Below are 18295 nucleotides of genomic sequence, written 5' to 3'. Positions count from 1 at the left end.
TCGGCCACCTCCTTATTTACGTAGTTTTGGATCTAGTGCATCTCGTAAGCCATCACCAATAGCATTAAACGCAAAGATTGTTAGCGAGATAAATACTGCTGGGAAAATTAAGCGCCACGGAGCGTTAGCAATCGCTTTATTTCCGTCAGATGCCATTGTACCCCATGAAGCGTGTGGAGCAGGGACACCAAGTCCAAGGTAACTTAAGAACGATTCCGTGAAAATAGCAGATGGAATTGTTAATGTCATTGTTACTAAAATTGCACCAAGCGCATTTGGAATTAAATGTTTTAAAATTAAATGCCCTGTGCTAGCACCTAAAGTACGTGCAGCTAGTACATATTCTTGATTTTTAATCGATAATACTTCACCACGGACGATACGAGCCATGTTAATCCAACCTGTAATCGAAAGGGCGATAATCATAGGGAATAGACCTGGTTGTAAAACAACTAATAATACGATTACAACTAATAGGTAAGGAACCGCAGTTAATACGTCGGCAATACGCATCATAATATTATCAACGCGACCACCAGCTAAACCTGAAATACTTCCCCAAAGAACGCCGATAATTAAGTCAATAACCGCCGCTGTAATCCCGATAAATAAGGAAATACGAGCACCTGCCCAAATACGTACGAAAATATCACGACCTAAATCATCTGTCCCAAACCAAAATTCTGCAGATGGTGGAGAGTTGAAAACACCAAGTTGATCGCTGTATTTATATTGTGAAAGCATCGGTGCAAAAATCGCCATTAAAATAATGATGATTAAAGTGACTAAACCAAAAATCGCCATCTTGTTATGTGAAAAACGAATAAATACTTCCTTCCAGAAGGAAACGGATTTATCAGCTAATTTATCAGTTGCTTCATGATTTCCACCGACAATTTTAAACATATCTTTGTTAATCGGTTGTTGCGTCATTACTTTTTCGCTCCCTTCAACTTAATTCGCGGATCAATAAAGCTATATAAAATATCGACAATTAATACCGCAAATAAAAGGATGATTGAATAGAACACTGTCGTTCCCATGATAACTGTGTAATCACGGTTTGTAATACTTTGTACAAAGTGTTTACCTAGACCAGGGATTGCGAATATATTTTCAACGATAAAACTACCTGTTACAACACCAGCTGTTAATGGACCAAGGTACGTGATAACTGGTAGAAGGGCATTACGTAAAGTATGGCGGAAAACGACTGTCCATTTGCCAATCCCTTTCGCACGAGCCATTTTTACATAATCACTGCTGTTTTGTTCAAGCATACTAGAACGTGTTAGTTTAGCGATAAAGCCCATATGTGAGAACGCAATAGCAAGGGCAGGTAAAATACTATAGACGAAGCCTTTCCATCCACTAACAGGGAACCAGCCTAATTTAAAGGCTAAGAAATACTGCATTAAGCCTGCCAAAATAAACGATGGTACCGATATTCCGAGCACCGCAAAGGACGTTGCCAAATAATCCGGCCACTTATTATGATAAAGCGCTGAAACTACGCCTATTAATACACCGAATCCAACCGCCAATAGCATAGCTTCAATCCCAAGAGTTAACGAAACAGGGAAGCTCTCATTAATCATGTCATTTGTAGAACGCGCTTTATACTTCATAGACTCACCGAAATTAAATGAGGCCGTATCGATTAAATAATCTTTATATTGAATATACCAAGGGTTATTTAATCCATACGTTTCGTTTAACTTTTCCTCGATTTGCGGAGGGAAATTACGTTCACTTGCAAAAGGACTACCTGGAGCAAGACGCATTAAGAAAAACGTAGCCGTTACGATGACGAAAAGCGCGAGAAGTATATACATCAGCCTTTTCAAAATATAATTAATCACATAAAACTCCTCCTTCTATTTGTCAATTTTCTGACAAATATATGCCTTCGTATTTTAAAAAGAGCTGACTCGCGCCGAAGTGGCTTCGAGGCAGCTCTTCGCTGTAGAGCTTAAAAAATATTATTTAGATTATTTAGCGTCTAAATCAACGTTTTTAAGTTGGATGATACCAAGTCTATCTGGTCCCATGTTTTTAACATACTTTTGTTTTACTGAAAGGTTTGTGTAGTAGTAGATTGGCGCAACTGGGAATTCTGAAACTGCGATAGCTTCAGCTTCTTTTAATAGCTCAAGACGTTTAGCTGTATCTACTTCTGCAACTGATTGTTTTAACAATTCTTTGTACTTCGGATTTTCCCAACCAGTATCGTTGTTACCGTTTTTAGCAGTATCGTACATTTCTAAGAATGTGTAAGGATCGTTGTAGTCTGCAATCCAGCCCATACGACCGATTTGATAGTCAAGAACGTTAAGTTTTTCTAAGTAAACTTGCCATTCTGAGTTATCAAGACTTACAGTAATTCCAAGGTTTTTGCTCCATCCTTCTTGGATGTATTGAGCGATAGAAGCGTGTGCTTCACTTGTATTGAATGATAAGTTGATTTTGATATCTTTAGCGTCTTTAATACCAAGTTCTTTCATACCAGCTTCAAGTGCTGCTTTAGCACCTTCAACATCGTTATCTTTGTAGTAACCGCGGTCTTCTTCAAAACCACTGATTGCAGATGGAACCATACCTAATGCAGGTTTTTGTTCACCTTTAGTTACGTTGTCAATTAAGCCTTGACGGTCGATTGCTAATGTTAACGCTTTACGGATGTTAGCGTTTCCAGTAACTTTATCTGTTGTGTTGAATTTGTACCAATAGATAGCAGCATAGTCATCAATATTTAATGACTTGTCAGCTTTGAATCCATCAATAGCATCAAGTGCTACTGTTTGGTATGGAGAACCTAAGTAATCAATTTCTCCATTTTTAAACATTGTTACAGCAGTTGCTTCGTTTTCAACCATACCGATGTTTACTGTATTAACTGCTACATTTGCAGCATCCCAGTAACCGTCGTTTTTCTTAAGCACGATTGAATCACTGTGTTTCCAAGTATCTAATGTGTATGGTCCGTTTGTTACGTAGTTTTCACCAGCTTCAGCGTACCAATCATCTTTACCTTCAACCACTTTTTGGTTGATTGGTGAGTAAGTTTTGAATGCAGTTAACTCTAAGAAGTAAGCAGTTGGGTTTGCTAAAGTAACAACTAATGTTTTTTCATCTTCAGCTTTAATTCCTACTTCATCAACAGAACCAGCACCTGTATTGTAAGCTTCAGCACCTTTAATTGGGTAGAATACAGAAGCATATTCAGATAGGTTTTCTGGATTTAAAGCCCATTTCCAAGCATATTCGAAGTCGCCAGCAACTACTGGATCTCCGTTTGTCCATTTTGCATCGCGTAAGTGGAATGTGTAAGTTAAACCATCTTCACTTACATCCCATTTCTCAGCCATAGCTGGCTGTGGTTGTCCATCAGCGTCTGCACGAGTTAGACCTTCAAATACGTTAATTAAGATTGCACTAGATGTAGAATCTGTTGCAAGTTGTGGGTGTAAAGATGGTGGCTCAGAAGGTATTACTAAGTTCAGCTCTTTTGCTGTTTCTGATGAACCAGAATCTTTTTTATCGTCTTTTGCTTTGTCAGACGAATCTCCACCAAAGCCACATGCAGCAAGTACTAATGAAAATACTGCAAGGACAGTTAGTAATAAAAACTTTTTGTTCTTATTCATGTGAATCCCCCTTATACAATTTTTAAGCCTTTTGTGAAGCTCCTATTTAATATACCAAAAAAGTCATTGTGCACAAAATAAAAAAGATTCAAATTTATATAGTATTATCTGACATTTACAAGAATAATAATTTTCTTCTGTTTATCACTTTAGAGTACAAAAGTGTTTAAATAATGAGAATTTGATTTAAAATAGCTAAAAATATCAAAAATGAAACAAAATCAAAAAAATGATTTACTATACGGAAAATTCCTATTTTTTTGATAATATTATTACAAAATAAAAAATGATTCTAAAGTCATAGATGTTCTACCTTGAAGAATTTTTATAGTTTTGTAGAAAATCATTGTAAAACTAAGTGAATATGATTTTTTATTAGGTAATTTTTTGCAGTTTCTAATCTAAAAATATGAATAATACTATCTATAAATGATATATAAAAATTTTGTTTTGTATTTATCTAGTATTTAGCTTTGGGAGAGAAAAAAAGGGAAATTGAGAGAAATTTGGTTGATTTAACATGACTATTTATGTTGTTTATAGGGGGATTTTAGCACAAGAAAGTAGTCTAATGTTTTTTTAAAATAATTCATTTGCCTTTTAATCGCTATTTTTTATAAAAAATGTGCGGTGTTTTTCAATTAAGAATAGATTTTTGATTGTGCAGTTTCCTCTTTTCGACAGAAATCAACAAAGTCAGCTATATTTTGTATAAAAATGATTTCATATCTAAATTTCACATTTTATCATTCAGATTATCCAATTATTTCTAAAAAAATCGTGTAAAAAAACACTCTAGAATAAACGCTGTCTCGTTATCAGCATTTACCTAGAATGTTTACTTATTGTTTTATAACTTAAATTGGTGAATCTGATTTTGTAATTCTAAAGATTTCTCGCTTAATTCTGTTGCAACGAAGTTTACTTGTTGAATTGTAGCTGCTTGTTCTTTCATAGCTTCGGCAATAATCTTTGTATTATCCGCACTTGCTGAAGCGCCGTAAGCAATTTCAGCAACTGATGCGGCTACTTGTTCAGCGCTGGCAGATATTTCTTCTGATGTTGCTGAAATATCTTCTATTTGATCGGACATCGTCGTAATTGCTTGGACAATGGATTCGAAAGCAATACCTGCTTCTCCAATCATTTTAACACCATCATTTACAGAATGAAGACCGTCGACTACTGCTTTTTCTACATTTTTAGTATCTTGCTGAATATCTTGTGTTAAAGCGACAATTTTATTAGCGGATTGTTTTGATTCTTCGGCTAGCTTGCGCACCTCATCTGCTACAACAGCAAAGCCTTTCCCGTGTTCACCTGCGCGTGCTGCTTCGATAGCGGCATTTAGAGCGAGCAGGTTGGTTTGATCTGTAATTGTTGTAATAACTTCTGTAATATTGCTGATTTCTACTGATTGTTTACTTAGTTTTTGAACGAGTGTGTTAATAAGTTGAGTAGAATCATTGATTACATTCATTTGCTGTTGGGCTTCTTCTATTATATTGTTCCCTGTATTGGCTGTTTCTGATGTAGCGATGGCGCTATGGTGAAGCTGTTGTGTTGCTTCTGCAATACGTTGTACACCTGTAGCTGTTTCATCCATGGCGGCAGCACTTTCCTTTGCAGCAATTGTTGCGGTTTCGGCCGCGGCGGCGGTTTCATGAATGCGTGAAGAAACTTCTTCTGTTGTAGCAGAAACTTCTTCAGTAGAAGCCGTTAACTCCTCGGCTGCGCCTGTTAAATGTTCTGAGTTATTTTGAATATGTGTCATTAAACTACTTAAGTTACTTTTCATCGTATTAAAGGCTATCGCCAGTTGTCCAATTTCATCTTTAGAGTGGTTGGTAATATCTTGATGATATAATTCACCGTTTGCAATGTTGTTGGCAGCGGCTACAACTGATTTTAAAGGGGTAGTAACTTTGCGATGTACATAAAGCATTAAGAATATGCCAAGTGCTACACCAATAATAATCGCGATAATCGAAATGATTTGTGAATTTTTCACTGCTTCTTTAGATTCTGCTGTAATATTCTCTAGCTGTGTTTTTTGGTAATCGACAACTTTATTTGAGACTTCTAGTAGTCCTCGGTTTGCTTGTTGTGCATCACTATTGACTATTTTTAACGCCTCATCTAATTTTCCTTCATCATGTAAAGCTAAAGCACGATCAGCTGCTTGGTTAAAAGCATCGTTATATGTATCAAGTTCTTTGGCATATTCAACCATTTCGGGCGAATCTGCTTTTTTTGCAATTTCGGCAACGTGCTCATCTAACAATCCAGCGTGTTTAATTAAACTATCCTTATTACTTGCTGTATCTTCTATAAACATTGCGCGAATAAAAAGACCTTGCATCGCCATTTCAAATTGAATACTATCTGACAGTTCTACTTGGGAAACGCGGTCTTCTAATGCAGCTTCAACTTTCTTCTCAATATTGGAAAATTGGTTGAACAAAATAAGCAAAGACATAAATAAGATCAAAATAATTGAGAAAAAACCGAAGCTTAATTTTTTGCCAACAGACATAGTAATACGCCCTTTCTAAAATGCTTTAAAATTTTTTATAGTTAAATTAAGACATCGTAGAAGCGAGAAGTCAATAAGCGGACATAGAAACAGTTCAGAATATTCATGCTTAAAATCTTTTTATTTTATGATAGGGCACATTGCCTGTGAAAATTGAAATGGACACAAATTTTTATCGTTATATAGTACGGATTGCTGTGGATGAACAACTGAAAAAAATAGGGGCTAGGACATAACGATAAAATTTTTATAAAATCGTAGGATTTCGGTGCAAGATTGCTATTGAGTATGCACAAGTACTTAGCTATTTTTTCTTTTGTAATGAGGATAAATAGAAGAGCATATTACATGTTGTAGCGCCTTGCGGTGTACCTGCGTAAAGCAATCCCCTTGCGGATAGCAACGGCATAACAAAAGAAGTGGCTGAAATATAACTAAAAAAATATAAGGAACAATAAATTTTTTGTTCTATGGAGAACTTATCTATTCTTGCATTTGCAATAAATAAAACATTAGAAGGATTCACTAGTTGTTGGTAGCGGATGCGGTGACTCCTGCTCAGAACGCACACAGCGTAAGACGCTGGCATTCCGCGCGTTAGCGAGGGTTGCGGCTTACTGTGCTGAGCGGAAAGCACCGCCGAGCCAACAACAACGGCGCAGCAAAAAAGGTGTTAGATTGACTGCCATCAATCTAACACCTTTTCTCTTTTGTCCCAGCCTCTATTGCTATTATTAAGACTGTTTCTTTAATTGTAAAATAACCGTTTCATCGGGATCTATAAACAATGTTTTTTGTTCGAAGTAAATAACGAATCCTGGTTTGGCACCATTAGGTTTTTTCACTTGTCTTATTTCTGTATAATCTACCGGAACAGAAGATGAGTCACGTGCTTTTGAGAAATAGGCGGCAAGTGTTGCAGCTTCTCGCAATGTCGTATCATCGGGATTAGCGTTGTGAATGACTACATGAGAGCCTGGTATATCTTTTGTATGTAGCCAAATATCTGTACGCTTTGCTATTTTAAATGTCAGCATATCATTTTGCTTGTTGTTTTTCCCTACAGAAATGGGCGTTCCTGTAGATGATAGAAAATGTTCGGGTTCAGGTTTAAGCTGTTTTTTCTTTTTCTTAGCGTGACGAAGTTTTAAATAGCCCTGTTCCGCTAATTCTTCACGAATCTCTTCGATATCACCAGGCGATGCTTGTTGCACTTGTTGCGCTAACATCTCAAAATAAGTTATTTCTTCTCTCGTTTTTTCGAGTTGCTCTTGCACCATAATAAGGGCATTTTTAGCCTTCGTATATTTCGTGTAATAATTTTGTGCATTTTCAATCGGTGTTTTACGCTCACTTACCGGAATCGTCACTTGTTCAGCAGATTCACTGTAATAGTTTGTGACGGTCACTTCCTTCACACCTTTTTCAAAAGCGTAAATATTGGCCATCAATAGTTCCCCATACAATTGGAACTGATCTAGTTTGGAGGCGCGTTCATAGTCTTTCGTCAGTTTTTTGATTTTTAACGATAGTTTGTCGATTTCGTTTTGTAACCAGCGTTCTAAATCACCTGCTTGTTGCTTCACACGATCTCGCTCCGCGCGAGCAAAGAATACACGGTCAAGAAGCTCATGTACATTTGGGTAGGCAGTTTTCTCTCCTTGTAAATGTGTTAAAGCAATTGGGGAGAAGTATGTTTTACCATGCGCGTAAACATACATCGGTTCTTTGCCACCATCATTAAAATCTGCCATAAAGTCCTTGAAGCATCCGACTTTGTTTGACGTGGCGGTTAAGCGAAATAATAACTCCTCTGCATGTAATGGAGAAAAGCCAATAAATTGCGACACAATATCTTTAGCGGTTTTTGGCTCTGCGAAAAATGCAGCTAGTTGCTCATCATCGACCGTAAGAGGTTGCCATTTATTTTGTGCAGGTGGGGCGATATAAGGCTGTCCTGGTAATATTGTTCGGAAACTATTCATCGAAGGTGATAAATGTTTCAAACTGTCGATAATTTTATTTTGTTCTGTATCAATTAATAACAGGTTACTATGGCGACCCATAATTTCTGCATGTAGTTCCCGTACAATGGGATCACCGATTTCATTTTTACTTTGGATTTCTACTATAATAATACGATCTAACTCATGCTGTTTAATAGAAGAAATAAAACCACCCTCTAGATGCTTACGTAAAAGCATACAAAACATAGGGGGCTCAGCAGGGTTTTCAATTGTTTGCTCTGTAAGATGTACACGTGCATAGGAAGGGTGGATAGAAAATAATAATTTATGGTTCCCTCCATTTGCACGGATTTGTAAAACAACTTCCTGAGCGTTAGGTTGATGTATTTTCGTAATACGACCTGTTACTAATTTTTGTAGGTCTGTTGTCATTGAATAAGTAAATAAACCATCAAATGCCATTTTAATTCCTCTTTCCAACGATATATTGCATCATTGTGTTTTCGTATTTGCGCTGAAAAGGTCTGCTAAAACGAACTACAATGGTGCAATTCATAATTTTATAAAGTGTTCCCAAAACAGCCATTTCAAGCACGAATGCTTTTTTAGTATGTTTATCATAGCATTTTTTAGGTGAATATTAAAATATAGCTTCAGATGTGGTAGAATTAATTTTTGCTCTAGCGATTTTTTTGTGGAGAGACGTCATAAATGACGGAGCTTATGTTATAATTATCCCAGTATGCAAAGAAAGGTGTGACGAACCTTGGTGCGTAGTATGACTGGTTTTGGCAGAGGTGTCACAACAACAAGAGACTTTCAGTTAACCGTAGAAATACGCTCGGTCAACCATCGTTTTTTAGAAATTCATGCAAAATTTCCGAAAGAATGGCTTGAAGCAGAAGTTTTTGCGAAGAAATTAATTTCACAAGCTTTATCCCGAGGGAAAATTGATGTGATGGTATATGTAAAAGATTTAGAAAATGTCGAGCAATCTATTGAAATTAATTGGTCATTAATTGAAGCGTATCGTAAGGCAAAAGAACAATTAGCAAGTAAAGTACCGCTAGAAGAAAAATGGACGATGCAGGAGCTACTAGCGCTTGAGAAAGCATTAGTGCAAGAAAAGCCGCAACTAACGCCAGAAGATTTATTAGGTGCTGTGGAACATGCGGTAACAGAAGCCATTGGACAGTTGATTCAAATGCGTGAGCGTGAAGGGCAAGAATTGCAAGATGTTGTTGTACAATATAAAGAACAGCTAATGGAACAAGTGAATCAAATACGTTCATGTTCTTCACTTGCTGTTGAAAAATATCGTACACGTTTAGTAGAACGGATTGCTGAAATTGCAGAAGTAGCGCTTTTAGAAGATCGTTTACTCGCAGAAGTAGCGATATTTGCAGAACGAGTGGACATAACGGAAGAATTGGATCGATTAGATAGTCATTTTAACCAACTGGAAGAAACGTTACTAGAAACCGTTTCAATCGGGCGTAAATTAGACTTTTTAATGCAGGAAATCCATCGTGAAATCAATACGATAGGTTCTAAAAATCAATCGACAGAAGCAGCCGTTGCAGTAGTTCAGGCAAAAACAATTTTAGAAAAGATGCGTGAGCAAGTTCAAAATATCGAATAACATGCCTGCATCTGTTATAAATTAAGGGAGATATAGAGAATAAATGATAAAAGAACGTGGATTATTAATTGTTCTGTCTGGCCCGTCTGGTGTAGGAAAAGGGACAGTGCGAAAAGAATTATTTTCTCAACCGAATACGAATTATGAGTATTCCATCTCAATGACAACACGAAATCCTCGCGAAGGTGAAGTAGATGGTGTAGACTATTTTTTCAAGACACGTGAAGAGTTTGAAACGTTAATTGACCAAGGTGGCTTATTAGAACACGCTGAATTTGTAGGCAATTACTATGGCACGCCGTTAGCCTATGTAAATGAAACACTTGATGCTGGTCGTGATGTATTTTTGGAGATTGAAGTACAAGGAGCAGCACAAATTCGTAAAAAAGCACCGGATGCCTTATTTATTTTCTTAGCCCCTCCAAGTTTAACGGAATTAAAAGATCGTTTAGTTGGCCGTGGGACAGAAACAGCGGATGTTATTGCAAAGCGCATTGCAACTGCAAGTGAAGAGCTTGAAATGATGAGCTTATACGATTATGTAGTTGAAAATGATGAAGTGACAAATGCCTGTGATCGTATAAATGCGATTATTAAAGCCGAGCATTGTCGAAGAGAACGTGTTGAAAAAAGATATTTGTCAATGTTGAGAGGAGAATAAACCAATGTTATACCCATCAGTAGATGCCTTAAAAAAAGAAATCGATTCAAAATATTCTTTAGTAAGTTTAGCATCAAAACGTGCTCGTCAAATGCAAGAAGTAGAAGGTACTGAGCGCCTACACAAATATGTTTCCTATAAATATGTAGGAAAAGCACTTGAAGAGGTAGCAGCAGGTGTACTTACAAAAGTATCACAGGATGAGTCCGCTGTGTACGAAGACGAAATCTAACATTGATGGTATAAAGCTTTTGCCAAGTTAATGTTAAAATCTGCAGTGATTTTTTGATTATACAAAAATGCCGAGAGCTCCCGAGGAAATTGTCCTTTGGGAGCTTATCGTTTGAAAGGACGACATTGTAGATGAATAAAAATATTTTACTTTGTGTTTCAGGTGGTATTGCGGTTTATAAAGCTGTCGCGCTAGTGAGTAAACTATCGCAGGCGGGTGCCCGTGTAAAGGTCATTATGACAGCATCAGCCCGGCAGTTTGTCAATCCGCTAAGCTTTCAAGTCATGTCAAAAAATGATGTCTACTTCGATACATTTGATGAAAAAGATTCAAATGTCATTGCCCATATAGATTTAGCTGACTGGGCAGATTTAATATTAGTCGCTCCTGCAACTGCCAATGTGATTGGCAAACTAGCAAACGGTATTGCAGACGATATGGTAACAACGACATTACTTGCTACTACTGTACCTGTTTGGATTGCACCTGCTATGAATGTCCATATGTATGATCATCCAGCGGTTAAGCGCAATTTGGCACAACTAGCAACAGATGGTTATCAATTTATCGAACCGTCAGAAGGCTTTTTAGCATGTGGCTATGTTGGGAAAGGCCGTTTAGAGGAGCCAGAGAAAATTACGGCACTTGTGCAACAGTATTTTTTCGCTCCAAAGCCATTAGCAGGACGAACGGTGCTTGTAACAGCCGGAGCAAGTTATGTCCCTATGGATAATCAGCATGTAATTAGTACAAAGGCCGATGGTAAGGTTGGACAAGCGTTAGCGAGAGAAGCGCAAGCACTAGGGGCACATGTCATTCTTTTAGGTGAAGAAGCAACAAATGCGTATGACCTCATTTCGCAAGTAGAGAACGTTAAAAAGCAAAATGCGCAGCTCTTATTTATCCACGCAGCCAACATACCAACAATTGAAAGTGCCCCTACTCTATCCATTGCAGGTACAGAGGCAGTGACATTTGGACAAAAAGTGCTAGGGAATCCGATGTTACAAGTAATAGCCGATGAATGGATTGACTATAGTCAAACAGCAACAATAAACGGACAAATTGTCAATATTTCAGATACGACACAATTTGCAAAAGTTTTATGGCATCATATATTACAAGGTGAGTCGCAATGAACATTTTATACGCAGAGATCATAGTGGATGTTTCAACATACCATGTAGATCGCTCATTTGACTATGCGGTTCCTGTAGAATGGGTAGCTGTTATAGAGAAAGGCTGTCGTGTAAAAGTACCATTTGGACCGAGAAATGTACTAGGATTTGTTGTAGGTTTAAAACATGAGACAGATGTTCCAACTAATAAAATAAAGCCGATTGCTCAAATTTTAGATATAGAGCCTGTTTTTACTGAAGAAATGTTGTTGATGGCAAAGTGGCTTAAAAATGAAACAATTTGCTATGAAATTGATGCTTTGCAAGTAATGCTACCCTCCGCATTACGAGCTAAGTATGAAAAAATCGTCAAATTACTCGATCATCAAACGATTTTGCCAATGGCTGTCCAACAAATTTTTGGGAAGCGACAACAGGCAAACTTTAAGGAATTTGAACGGGCAGGATTATTGCCACTCTTAAAAACGTTAATTGCCGATAAAATTGTAAAAATAGAAAATGTCGTGAAGCAACAAGGCAATGTAAAAGAAGTTCGTATGGTAAAGATAACTGAGGACGAACAAGCATTAAGCAATGCTATGCAAGAGGCATCAAGAGCTGCGAAGCAACGTTCTTTAATTGAATGGATGGCTTCGCATTTAGGTGAAGTTTTTACACCACAGCAAATTTATGAAGCAACTGCTGTCTCGGCTGCTGTATTACAAGCGGTTATTGAAAAAGGCGCAGCAAGTTTTATACAAGAAGAAGTGTATCGAGATCCTTTTACAAAGGATGTTGCACGTACACAGTCCTTACAATTAACGGACGAACAAGCAGTTGCATTAAAAGCAATTACGCATTCTATTGAGACACAATCTGCTGCCACCTTTTTATTGCAAGGTGTTACAGGTAGTGGCAAAACGGAAGTTTACTTGCAAGCGATTCAAAAGGTTTTAAATGACGGCAAGGAAGCTATTATGTTAGTGCCTGAAATTTCGTTAACGCCCCAAATGACGGAGCGTTTTCGTAGTCGTTTTGGTGAGATGGTTGCCGTGATGCATAGTGGGTTATCTGTTGGAGAGAAGTATGATGAGTGGCGTAAAATTCAACAAGGGAAAGTAAGGGTTGTAGTAGGTGCCCGTTCAGCAATTTTCGCACCCTTTACTAATTTAGGGCTAATTATCTTAGATGAAGAGCATGAATCGACTTACAAGCAGGAAGATTCACCCCGTTACCATGCGAGAGATGTAGCCATTTGGCGAAGCCAATATTACCGTTGTCCTGTTATTTTAGGTAGTGCGACACCCGCTCTTGAGTCATATGCCCGTGCGAAAAAAGGGGTCTATACACTATTAACGTTAAAACAGCGTGCGCTGCATCAAGCAATGCCAACTGTATATGTTGCAGATATGAGAGAGGAACTTCAAAAAGGAAACCGCTCGATGTTTTCGGAACTACTAATTGAAGGGATACGAACGCGACTTGAACGACGAGAACAGATGGTGTTGTTTTTAAATCGAAGAGGATATTCGTCCTTTGTGCTATGTCGTGATTGTGGGACGGTCGTGCAATGTCCGAACTGTGATATTTCATTAACCTATCATCGCACAACGGAAAAACTTAAGTGTCATTACTGTGGTTATGAAGAGCATGTGCCACAAATTTGCCCGCAATGTCAAAGTGAGCATATTCGATATTTTGGTACAGGGACACAAAAGGTAGAAGAAGAAATCTATAAATTATTTCCAGAAGCAAGGGTATTACGAATGGATGTTGATACAACAAAGCACAAGGGGGCACATGAAGAGATTTTGCAAGCATTTGGTGAGGGGCAAGCTGATATTTTACTCGGTACGCAAATGATTGCAAAGGGACTTGATTTTCCTAATATTACACTTGTTGGTGTGCTTAGTGCCGATACATCATTACATTTACCAGACTACCGTGCTGCGGAGCGGACTTTCCAATTACTTACACAGGTAAGTGGTAGAGCAGGTCGTCATGATAAAGCGGGTGAAGTCGTAATTCAAACTTATACGCCTGAGCATTATGCAATTGAATTAGCTAAAGTACAAGATTACGAGCCATTTTATGAACGGGAAATGTTTTTACGCCGTCGTTCGGGCTATCCACCTTATTATTTCGTTGCACTTATACAAGTATCGCATGAAGATGTCATGATGGCAGCAGAGTATGCAGGACGTGCAGCAGATTGGCTTCGAGGAAATTTATCCAATCAAGTGTCCATTATTGGCCCAACAGTTGCGAGTATTAGCCGCCTCCAAAATAGATATCGCTATCAATGTTTGATAAAATATAAAATTGAACCAAATCTGATACCTGTCTTGCAACGTTTACTTGCGATGTATCGAGCAGAATGGATTAAGCAGGGGATATTAATGACGGTTGATTTAGACCCGTCTACGATATAAAAAGGCGCAATAGCTCTTTTCGAGCAAGCTTGACTACCGCATAATGGATTTAAATGGCGATTTGCCTAAGAGTGAAATGAAGGCAAGAGAGCGTCTTATATAATAGAAATGAGGAACGAAAAATGGCGATTAAAAAAGTAATCGAACATCCAGCAAAAGTATTATCTACACCATGTGCTGAAGTAACAGAAATTAACGAAGATATTATTGCATTACTTGATGATTTATACGACACGATGGTGGAATATGATGGCGTTGGGATTGCCGCACCACAAATTAATGTTGGACTACGCGTGGCAATTGTAGAGCTAGGTGAAGAAAGAGATATTTTAGAAATGATTAACCCTACTGTTATTAAAACAGACGGAGCAGAAGTGGATATCGAAGGGTGTTTAAGCTTCCCAGGATTATATGGTGAAGTTGAACGTCCTGATTATGTGAAAATTGAAGCTTGTGACCGAGAAGGGCGTGTCTATGAGCTTGAAGCTGGTGGCTTTGAAGCGCGAGCGATTTTACATGAAATCGATCATTTAGATGGTATATTATTTGATTCTAAAATTAAGCGCATTGTGACAGAAGAAGAGCTAGAAGAAATGTACGCAGAAGAGGAGGAATAATATGACGTCAATTATTTTTATGGGGACACCTGATTTCTCAGCGCCAATTTTGCGTATGCTACACAATGAGGGCTATGATATCAAGGCTGTTGTGACGCAACCAGATCGACCAGTTGGGCGTAAGCGAGTGCTAACACCGCCACCTGTTAAAGCAGCAGCATTGGAATTAGGATTGCCTGTTATTCAACCAGAAAAGCTACGTGGCTCTGAGGAATTACAGCAAATACTGGATTTACAACCGGATATCGTTATTACAGCAGCTTTTGGGCAAATTTTACCGAAAGAATTGCTCGATGCACCGCCGCTTGGCTGCATTAATGTGCATGCCTCCCTTTTACCGAAATATCGAGGTGGAGCGCCAATTCACCAAGCTATTATCGATGGTGAAAAAGAAACAGGCGTTACGATTATGTATATGGCGGAGAAGTTAGATGCAGGCGATATCATATCTCAAAAGGCAATTGCTATTGAAGAAGATGACCATACAGGTGGTCTATTTAATAAACTAAGTGTTGTAGGGTGTGAGCTATTAAAAGAAACACTTCCTTCTATTATTAATAGAACAAATAGCCGGACAGTACAAGATGAAACACAAGTGACATTTGCCAGCAATATATCGCGGGAACAAGAGCGAATTGATTGGGCAAAGGATGCCACGACTCTCTACAATCAAGTGCGAGGATTACACCCTTGGCCAGTAGCCTATACAACATTTGAAGAAGGTAACTTTAAAATTTGGTGGGCACAAGTTGGACAAGCGAAACATAACGTGACACCTGGTACAGTGGTAGCAATTGCAAAGGATCATTTTGAAGTTGCGGCTGGCAATGGGACAGCGCTAGCATTATACGATATTCAACCAGCAGGAAAAAAACGAATGACGGCAGAGGACTATTTGCGAGGCACAGGTTCGAAATTACAGATCGGGGACCAATTTAAATGAGTAAAAAAAGCGTAGTAATTTGGGATGGCAATGTACGAGATGCCGCACTTTCTATCCTACTAGCAGTAGATAAAAACCAAGCGTATAGTAATTTACTTTTACACGAAACGATTAAACGCCATAAAATAGAAGCAAAGGATCGTGCACTTTTAACAGAAATTACGTATGGGACGCTTCAATATAAAATGACCCTTGACTACTATTTAGAGCCATTTATTCGTGGTAAACTAGATCATTGGGTGCGTTGGCTACTGCGTTTGTCGTTATATCAAATGCACTATTTAACACGTATACCACCGCATGCAGCCGTAAACGAAGCGGTAGAAATTGCAAAACGTCGTGGACACCAAGGTATTGCTTCGACAGTAAACGGTATTTTGCGTTCTATCTTGCGTCAAGGCGTAAGAGCAATAGAGGATATAACAGATCCTATCGAACGTCTTGCTATTGAAACGAGTCATCCACAATGGTTAGTTGAACGCTTTGTTCATAATTATGGTCTGGAAGTAGCGACAGCAATGCTTCACGAAAATAATGTTCCGCCGGTGCAAACGGTGCGCGTCAATAGAACCGTGGCAACACCAGAACAAGCGATTGCCAGTTTACAAGCGGAAGGCTTAACAGTACAGCAAAGTGACCTAATGCCAGAATGTCTTCATGTTACAAATGGGCAACCTGCTCGTACAAAAGCGTTTCAAGATGGTGTGATTACCATTCAAGATGAAAGCTCCATGATTCCTGCAAATGTGTTGAATCCTTCTCCAGGTATGCGCGTCTTAGATATGTGTGCAGCACCAGGTGGTAAAACGACGCATCTTGCGGAGAAAATGGGCAATAAAGGTTCTATTTTGGCAACGGATTTACACCCACATAAATTAGATTTAATCGACCATAATACAGAACGTCTAGGACTGGATATTGTAGAAACGGCTCCGATTGATGGACGCAAGGCTCCAAACTTTTTACAATTGGAATCGTTCGATGCGGTGTTAGTCGATGCACCATGTAGTGGCTTAGGGGTTATGCGTCGTAAGCCGGATATTAAATATACGAAGCGTGAAGAGGATTTAGAAAATCTTCAAAAAATTCAACTGGCGCTACTTGATGCGGCAACGAAAGTATTAAAACAAGATGGCAAGCTTGTCTATAGTACATGCACAGTCGATAAACAAGAAAACGAAGGCACTGTTGAGGCCTTTTTAACAGAGCATCCAGAAATGGAAGCTATACAACTAGAATCTTTACCAACAAAATTAGCGGAAAAGCAAGCAAATGGCATGCTTCAAGTCTTTCCACAAGACTTCGGCAGCGATGGTTTCTTCGTCGCGGCCTTTCGTAAAAAAGGAGAATCCAACTAATGGTGGATCAAGAGCAATTTAATGAACGTATTAATGATTTAGTCGAGGAAGCGGAAGATCAGCCTGTTCGACGAGCGAAAAAAGAAAAACCGAATTTAAAAGAATCTATTTATTCATTACAACCGCACCAATTAGAAGAATGGCTAAAAGAAAATGGGGAAAAAGCATTCCGCGCTGCACAAATTTTTGATTGGCTATACAATAAACGAGTAAAAACATTTGAAGAAATGTCTAATCTATCTAAAGCATTACGTGACAAGTTAGAGGCAAGTTTTGCTTTAACAACATTGTCAACGATTATTAAACAAGAATCAAAAGATGGTACGATTAAATTTTTATTCCAATTACAAGATGGCTATTCCATTGAAACAGTTTTAATGCGCCATGAATATGGCAACTCTGTTTGTGTCACAACGCAAGTGGGCTGTCGAATTGGTTGTACGTTCTGTGCATCTACGTTAGGTGGTTTAAAACGCCATTTACTAGCGGGGGAAATTGTAGAGCAAGTTGTCAAAGTACAGCAAGCTTTAGATGAAGTAAACGAACGCGTATCTCATATCGTTATTATGGGCATAGGCGAACCTTTCGATAATTACGATGCTATGATGAATTTCCTAAAAGTAATCAATCATGAAAAGGGCTTAAACATTGGAGCACGTCATATTACCGTTTCAACATCGGGCATTGTACCAAAAATTTATCAATTTGCTGATGAACAGCTTCAAATTAACTTTGCCGTATCCTTGCACGCACCGAACCAAGAGGCGCGTCAAAAACTAATGCCTATTGCACGTGCCTACAAATTAGATGAACTGATGGAAGCCGTTCGTTACTATACGAAAAAAACAGGACGTCGTGTTAGTTTTGAGTATGGTTTAATGTCTGGTGAAAATGATTCAGTTGAAGTGGCAGAAGAATTATCTGCTCTTATAAAAGGAATTAAATGCCATGTGAACTTAATTCCTGTAAACTACGTACCAGAACGTGATTATATTCGCACATCTCGTAGTAAAATTTTTGCTTTTGAGAAAACATTAAAGAAAAATGGTATTAACGTAACAATCCGTAGAGAGCAAGGTTCAGATATTGATGCGGCTTGCGGACAATTACGTGCGAAAGAGAGATCTGAAGAAACGAGGTGA

14 protein-coding genes are annotated in these 18295 nt (G+C 38.3%); 9 read left to right on the top strand and 5 right to left on the bottom strand.

The window, feature by feature from the left end; genetic code table 11:
• Positions 1-12 precede the first annotated feature (12 nt).
• From FC748_RS12645 to FC748_RS12625, 5 genes are all read right to left on the bottom strand, one after another.
• Positions 13-933: an ABC transporter permease gene (locus FC748_RS12645; RefSeq protein WP_024362097.1), complete on the bottom strand. Its 921-nt coding sequence runs from the start codon at positions 931-933 to the stop codon at positions 13-15.
• Complete coding sequence (locus FC748_RS12640) at positions 933-1862, bottom strand: ABC transporter permease (protein WP_024362096.1); 930 nt, start codon at positions 1860-1862, stop codon at positions 933-935. Before FC748_RS12640 ends, FC748_RS12645 begins: the two co-directional genes overlap by 1 nt.
• 129 nt (positions 1863-1991) lie before the next feature.
• Positions 1992-3647 carry a peptide ABC transporter substrate-binding protein gene (locus FC748_RS12635; RefSeq protein ID WP_025218771.1) on the bottom strand — a complete coding sequence of 552 codons (1656 nt, stop codon included), beginning with the start codon at positions 3645-3647 and terminating at the stop codon, positions 1992-1994.
• A gap of 850 nt (positions 3648-4497) precedes the next feature.
• Positions 4498-6183, bottom strand: a complete 1686-nt coding sequence (locus FC748_RS12630) for a methyl-accepting chemotaxis protein (RefSeq protein ID WP_108029503.1) — start codon at positions 6181-6183, stop codon at positions 4498-4500.
• A gap of 734 nt (positions 6184-6917) precedes the next feature.
• Entirely contained in the window at positions 6918-8612 is a 1695-nt protein-coding gene (locus tag FC748_RS12625) for an Rqc2 family fibronectin-binding protein (protein ID WP_108029504.1), read from the bottom strand.
• Between the two features lie 304 nt (positions 8613-8916).
• On the opposite strand from FC748_RS12625, the gene FC748_RS12620 reads away from it, so the two are divergent.
• From FC748_RS12620 to rlmN, 9 genes are all read left to right on the top strand, one after another.
• Positions 8917-9792 (top strand): YicC/YloC family endoribonuclease, encoded by an 876-nt coding sequence (locus FC748_RS12620; RefSeq protein ID WP_024362092.1) that lies wholly within the window; start codon positions 8917-8919, stop codon positions 9790-9792.
• Between the two features lie 43 nt (positions 9793-9835).
• The gene (gene gmk, locus FC748_RS12615) at positions 9836-10453 is read left to right on the top strand and encodes a guanylate kinase (RefSeq protein ID WP_024362091.1); all 618 of its coding nucleotides are present in this window, start codon (positions 9836-9838) and stop codon (positions 10451-10453) included.
• Between the two features lie 4 nt (positions 10454-10457).
• Positions 10458-10685 carry a DNA-directed RNA polymerase subunit omega gene (gene rpoZ / locus FC748_RS12610; protein ID WP_024362090.1) on the top strand — a complete coding sequence of 76 codons (228 nt, stop codon included), beginning with the start codon at positions 10458-10460 and terminating at the stop codon, positions 10683-10685.
• Positions 10686-10816: 131 nt separating this feature from the next.
• A complete protein-coding gene (gene coaBC / locus FC748_RS12605) occupies positions 10817-11824 on the top strand; it encodes a bifunctional phosphopantothenoylcysteine decarboxylase/phosphopantothenate--cysteine ligase CoaBC (protein WP_108029505.1) in 1008 nt (335 codons plus the stop codon).
• Positions 11821-14235: a primosomal protein N' gene (gene priA / locus FC748_RS12600; protein WP_108029506.1), complete on the top strand. Its 2415-nt coding sequence runs from the start codon at positions 11821-11823 to the stop codon at positions 14233-14235. Before coaBC ends, priA begins: the two co-directional genes overlap by 4 nt.
• 122 nt (positions 14236-14357) lie before the next feature.
• Positions 14358-14852, top strand: a complete 495-nt coding sequence (gene def / locus FC748_RS12595; protein WP_024362087.1) for a peptide deformylase — start codon at positions 14358-14360, stop codon at positions 14850-14852.
• A gap of 1 nt (position 14853) precedes the next feature.
• Complete coding sequence (gene fmt / locus FC748_RS12590) at positions 14854-15795, top strand: methionyl-tRNA formyltransferase (protein WP_024362086.1); 942 nt, start codon at positions 14854-14856, stop codon at positions 15793-15795.
• Complete coding sequence (gene rsmB, locus FC748_RS12585) at positions 15792-17153, top strand: 16S rRNA (cytosine(967)-C(5))-methyltransferase RsmB (RefSeq protein ID WP_024362085.1); 1362 nt, start codon at positions 15792-15794, stop codon at positions 17151-17153. The genes fmt and rsmB overlap by 4 nt, the downstream gene beginning before the upstream one ends.
• A complete protein-coding gene (gene rlmN, locus FC748_RS12580; RefSeq protein ID WP_024362084.1) occupies positions 17153-18295 on the top strand; it encodes a dual-specificity RNA methyltransferase RlmN in 1143 nt (380 codons plus the stop codon). Before rsmB ends, rlmN begins: the two co-directional genes overlap by 1 nt.

The sequence above is a fragment of the Lysinibacillus sphaericus genome, assembly GCF_005217585.1.
GTDB classification, from domain to species: Bacteria; Bacillota; Bacilli; order Bacillales_A; family Planococcaceae; genus Lysinibacillus; species Lysinibacillus sphaericus.
This window is presented reverse-complemented; position numbering and strand designations above follow the sequence as displayed.

What these genes read in the sequence shown, in the direction of transcription:
- FC748_RS12645 (WP_024362097.1), bottom strand. Translation starts at nt 933, where the DNA reads ATGACGCAACAACCGATTAACAAAGATATGTTTAAAATTGTCGGTGGA.
- FC748_RS12635 (WP_025218771.1), bottom strand. Translation starts at nt 3,647, where the DNA reads ATGAATAAGAACAAAAAGTTTTTATTACTAACTGTCCTTGCAGTATTT.
- FC748_RS12630 (WP_108029503.1), bottom strand. Translation starts at nt 6,183, where the DNA reads ATGTCTGTTGGCAAAAAATTAAGCTTCGGTTTTTTCTCAATTATTTTG.
- FC748_RS12625 (WP_108029504.1), bottom strand. Translation starts at nt 8,612, where the DNA reads ATGGCATTTGATGGTTTATTTACTTATTCAATGACAACAGACCTACAA.
- gmk (WP_024362091.1), top strand. Translation starts at nt 9,836, where the DNA reads ATGATAAAAGAACGTGGATTATTAATTGTTCTGTCTGGCCCGTCTGGT.
- rpoZ (WP_024362090.1), top strand. Translation starts at nt 10,458, where the DNA reads ATGTTATACCCATCAGTAGATGCCTTAAAAAAAGAAATCGATTCAAAA.
- coaBC (WP_108029505.1), top strand. Translation starts at nt 10,817, where the DNA reads ATGAATAAAAATATTTTACTTTGTGTTTCAGGTGGTATTGCGGTTTAT.
- priA (WP_108029506.1), top strand. Translation starts at nt 11,821, where the DNA reads ATGAACATTTTATACGCAGAGATCATAGTGGATGTTTCAACATACCAT.
- def (WP_024362087.1), top strand. Translation starts at nt 14,358, where the DNA reads ATGGCGATTAAAAAAGTAATCGAACATCCAGCAAAAGTATTATCTACA.
- fmt (WP_024362086.1), top strand. Translation starts at nt 14,854, where the DNA reads ATGACGTCAATTATTTTTATGGGGACACCTGATTTCTCAGCGCCAATT.
- rsmB (WP_024362085.1), top strand. Translation starts at nt 15,792, where the DNA reads ATGAGTAAAAAAAGCGTAGTAATTTGGGATGGCAATGTACGAGATGCC.
- rlmN (WP_024362084.1), top strand. Translation starts at nt 17,153, where the DNA reads ATGGTGGATCAAGAGCAATTTAATGAACGTATTAATGATTTAGTCGAG.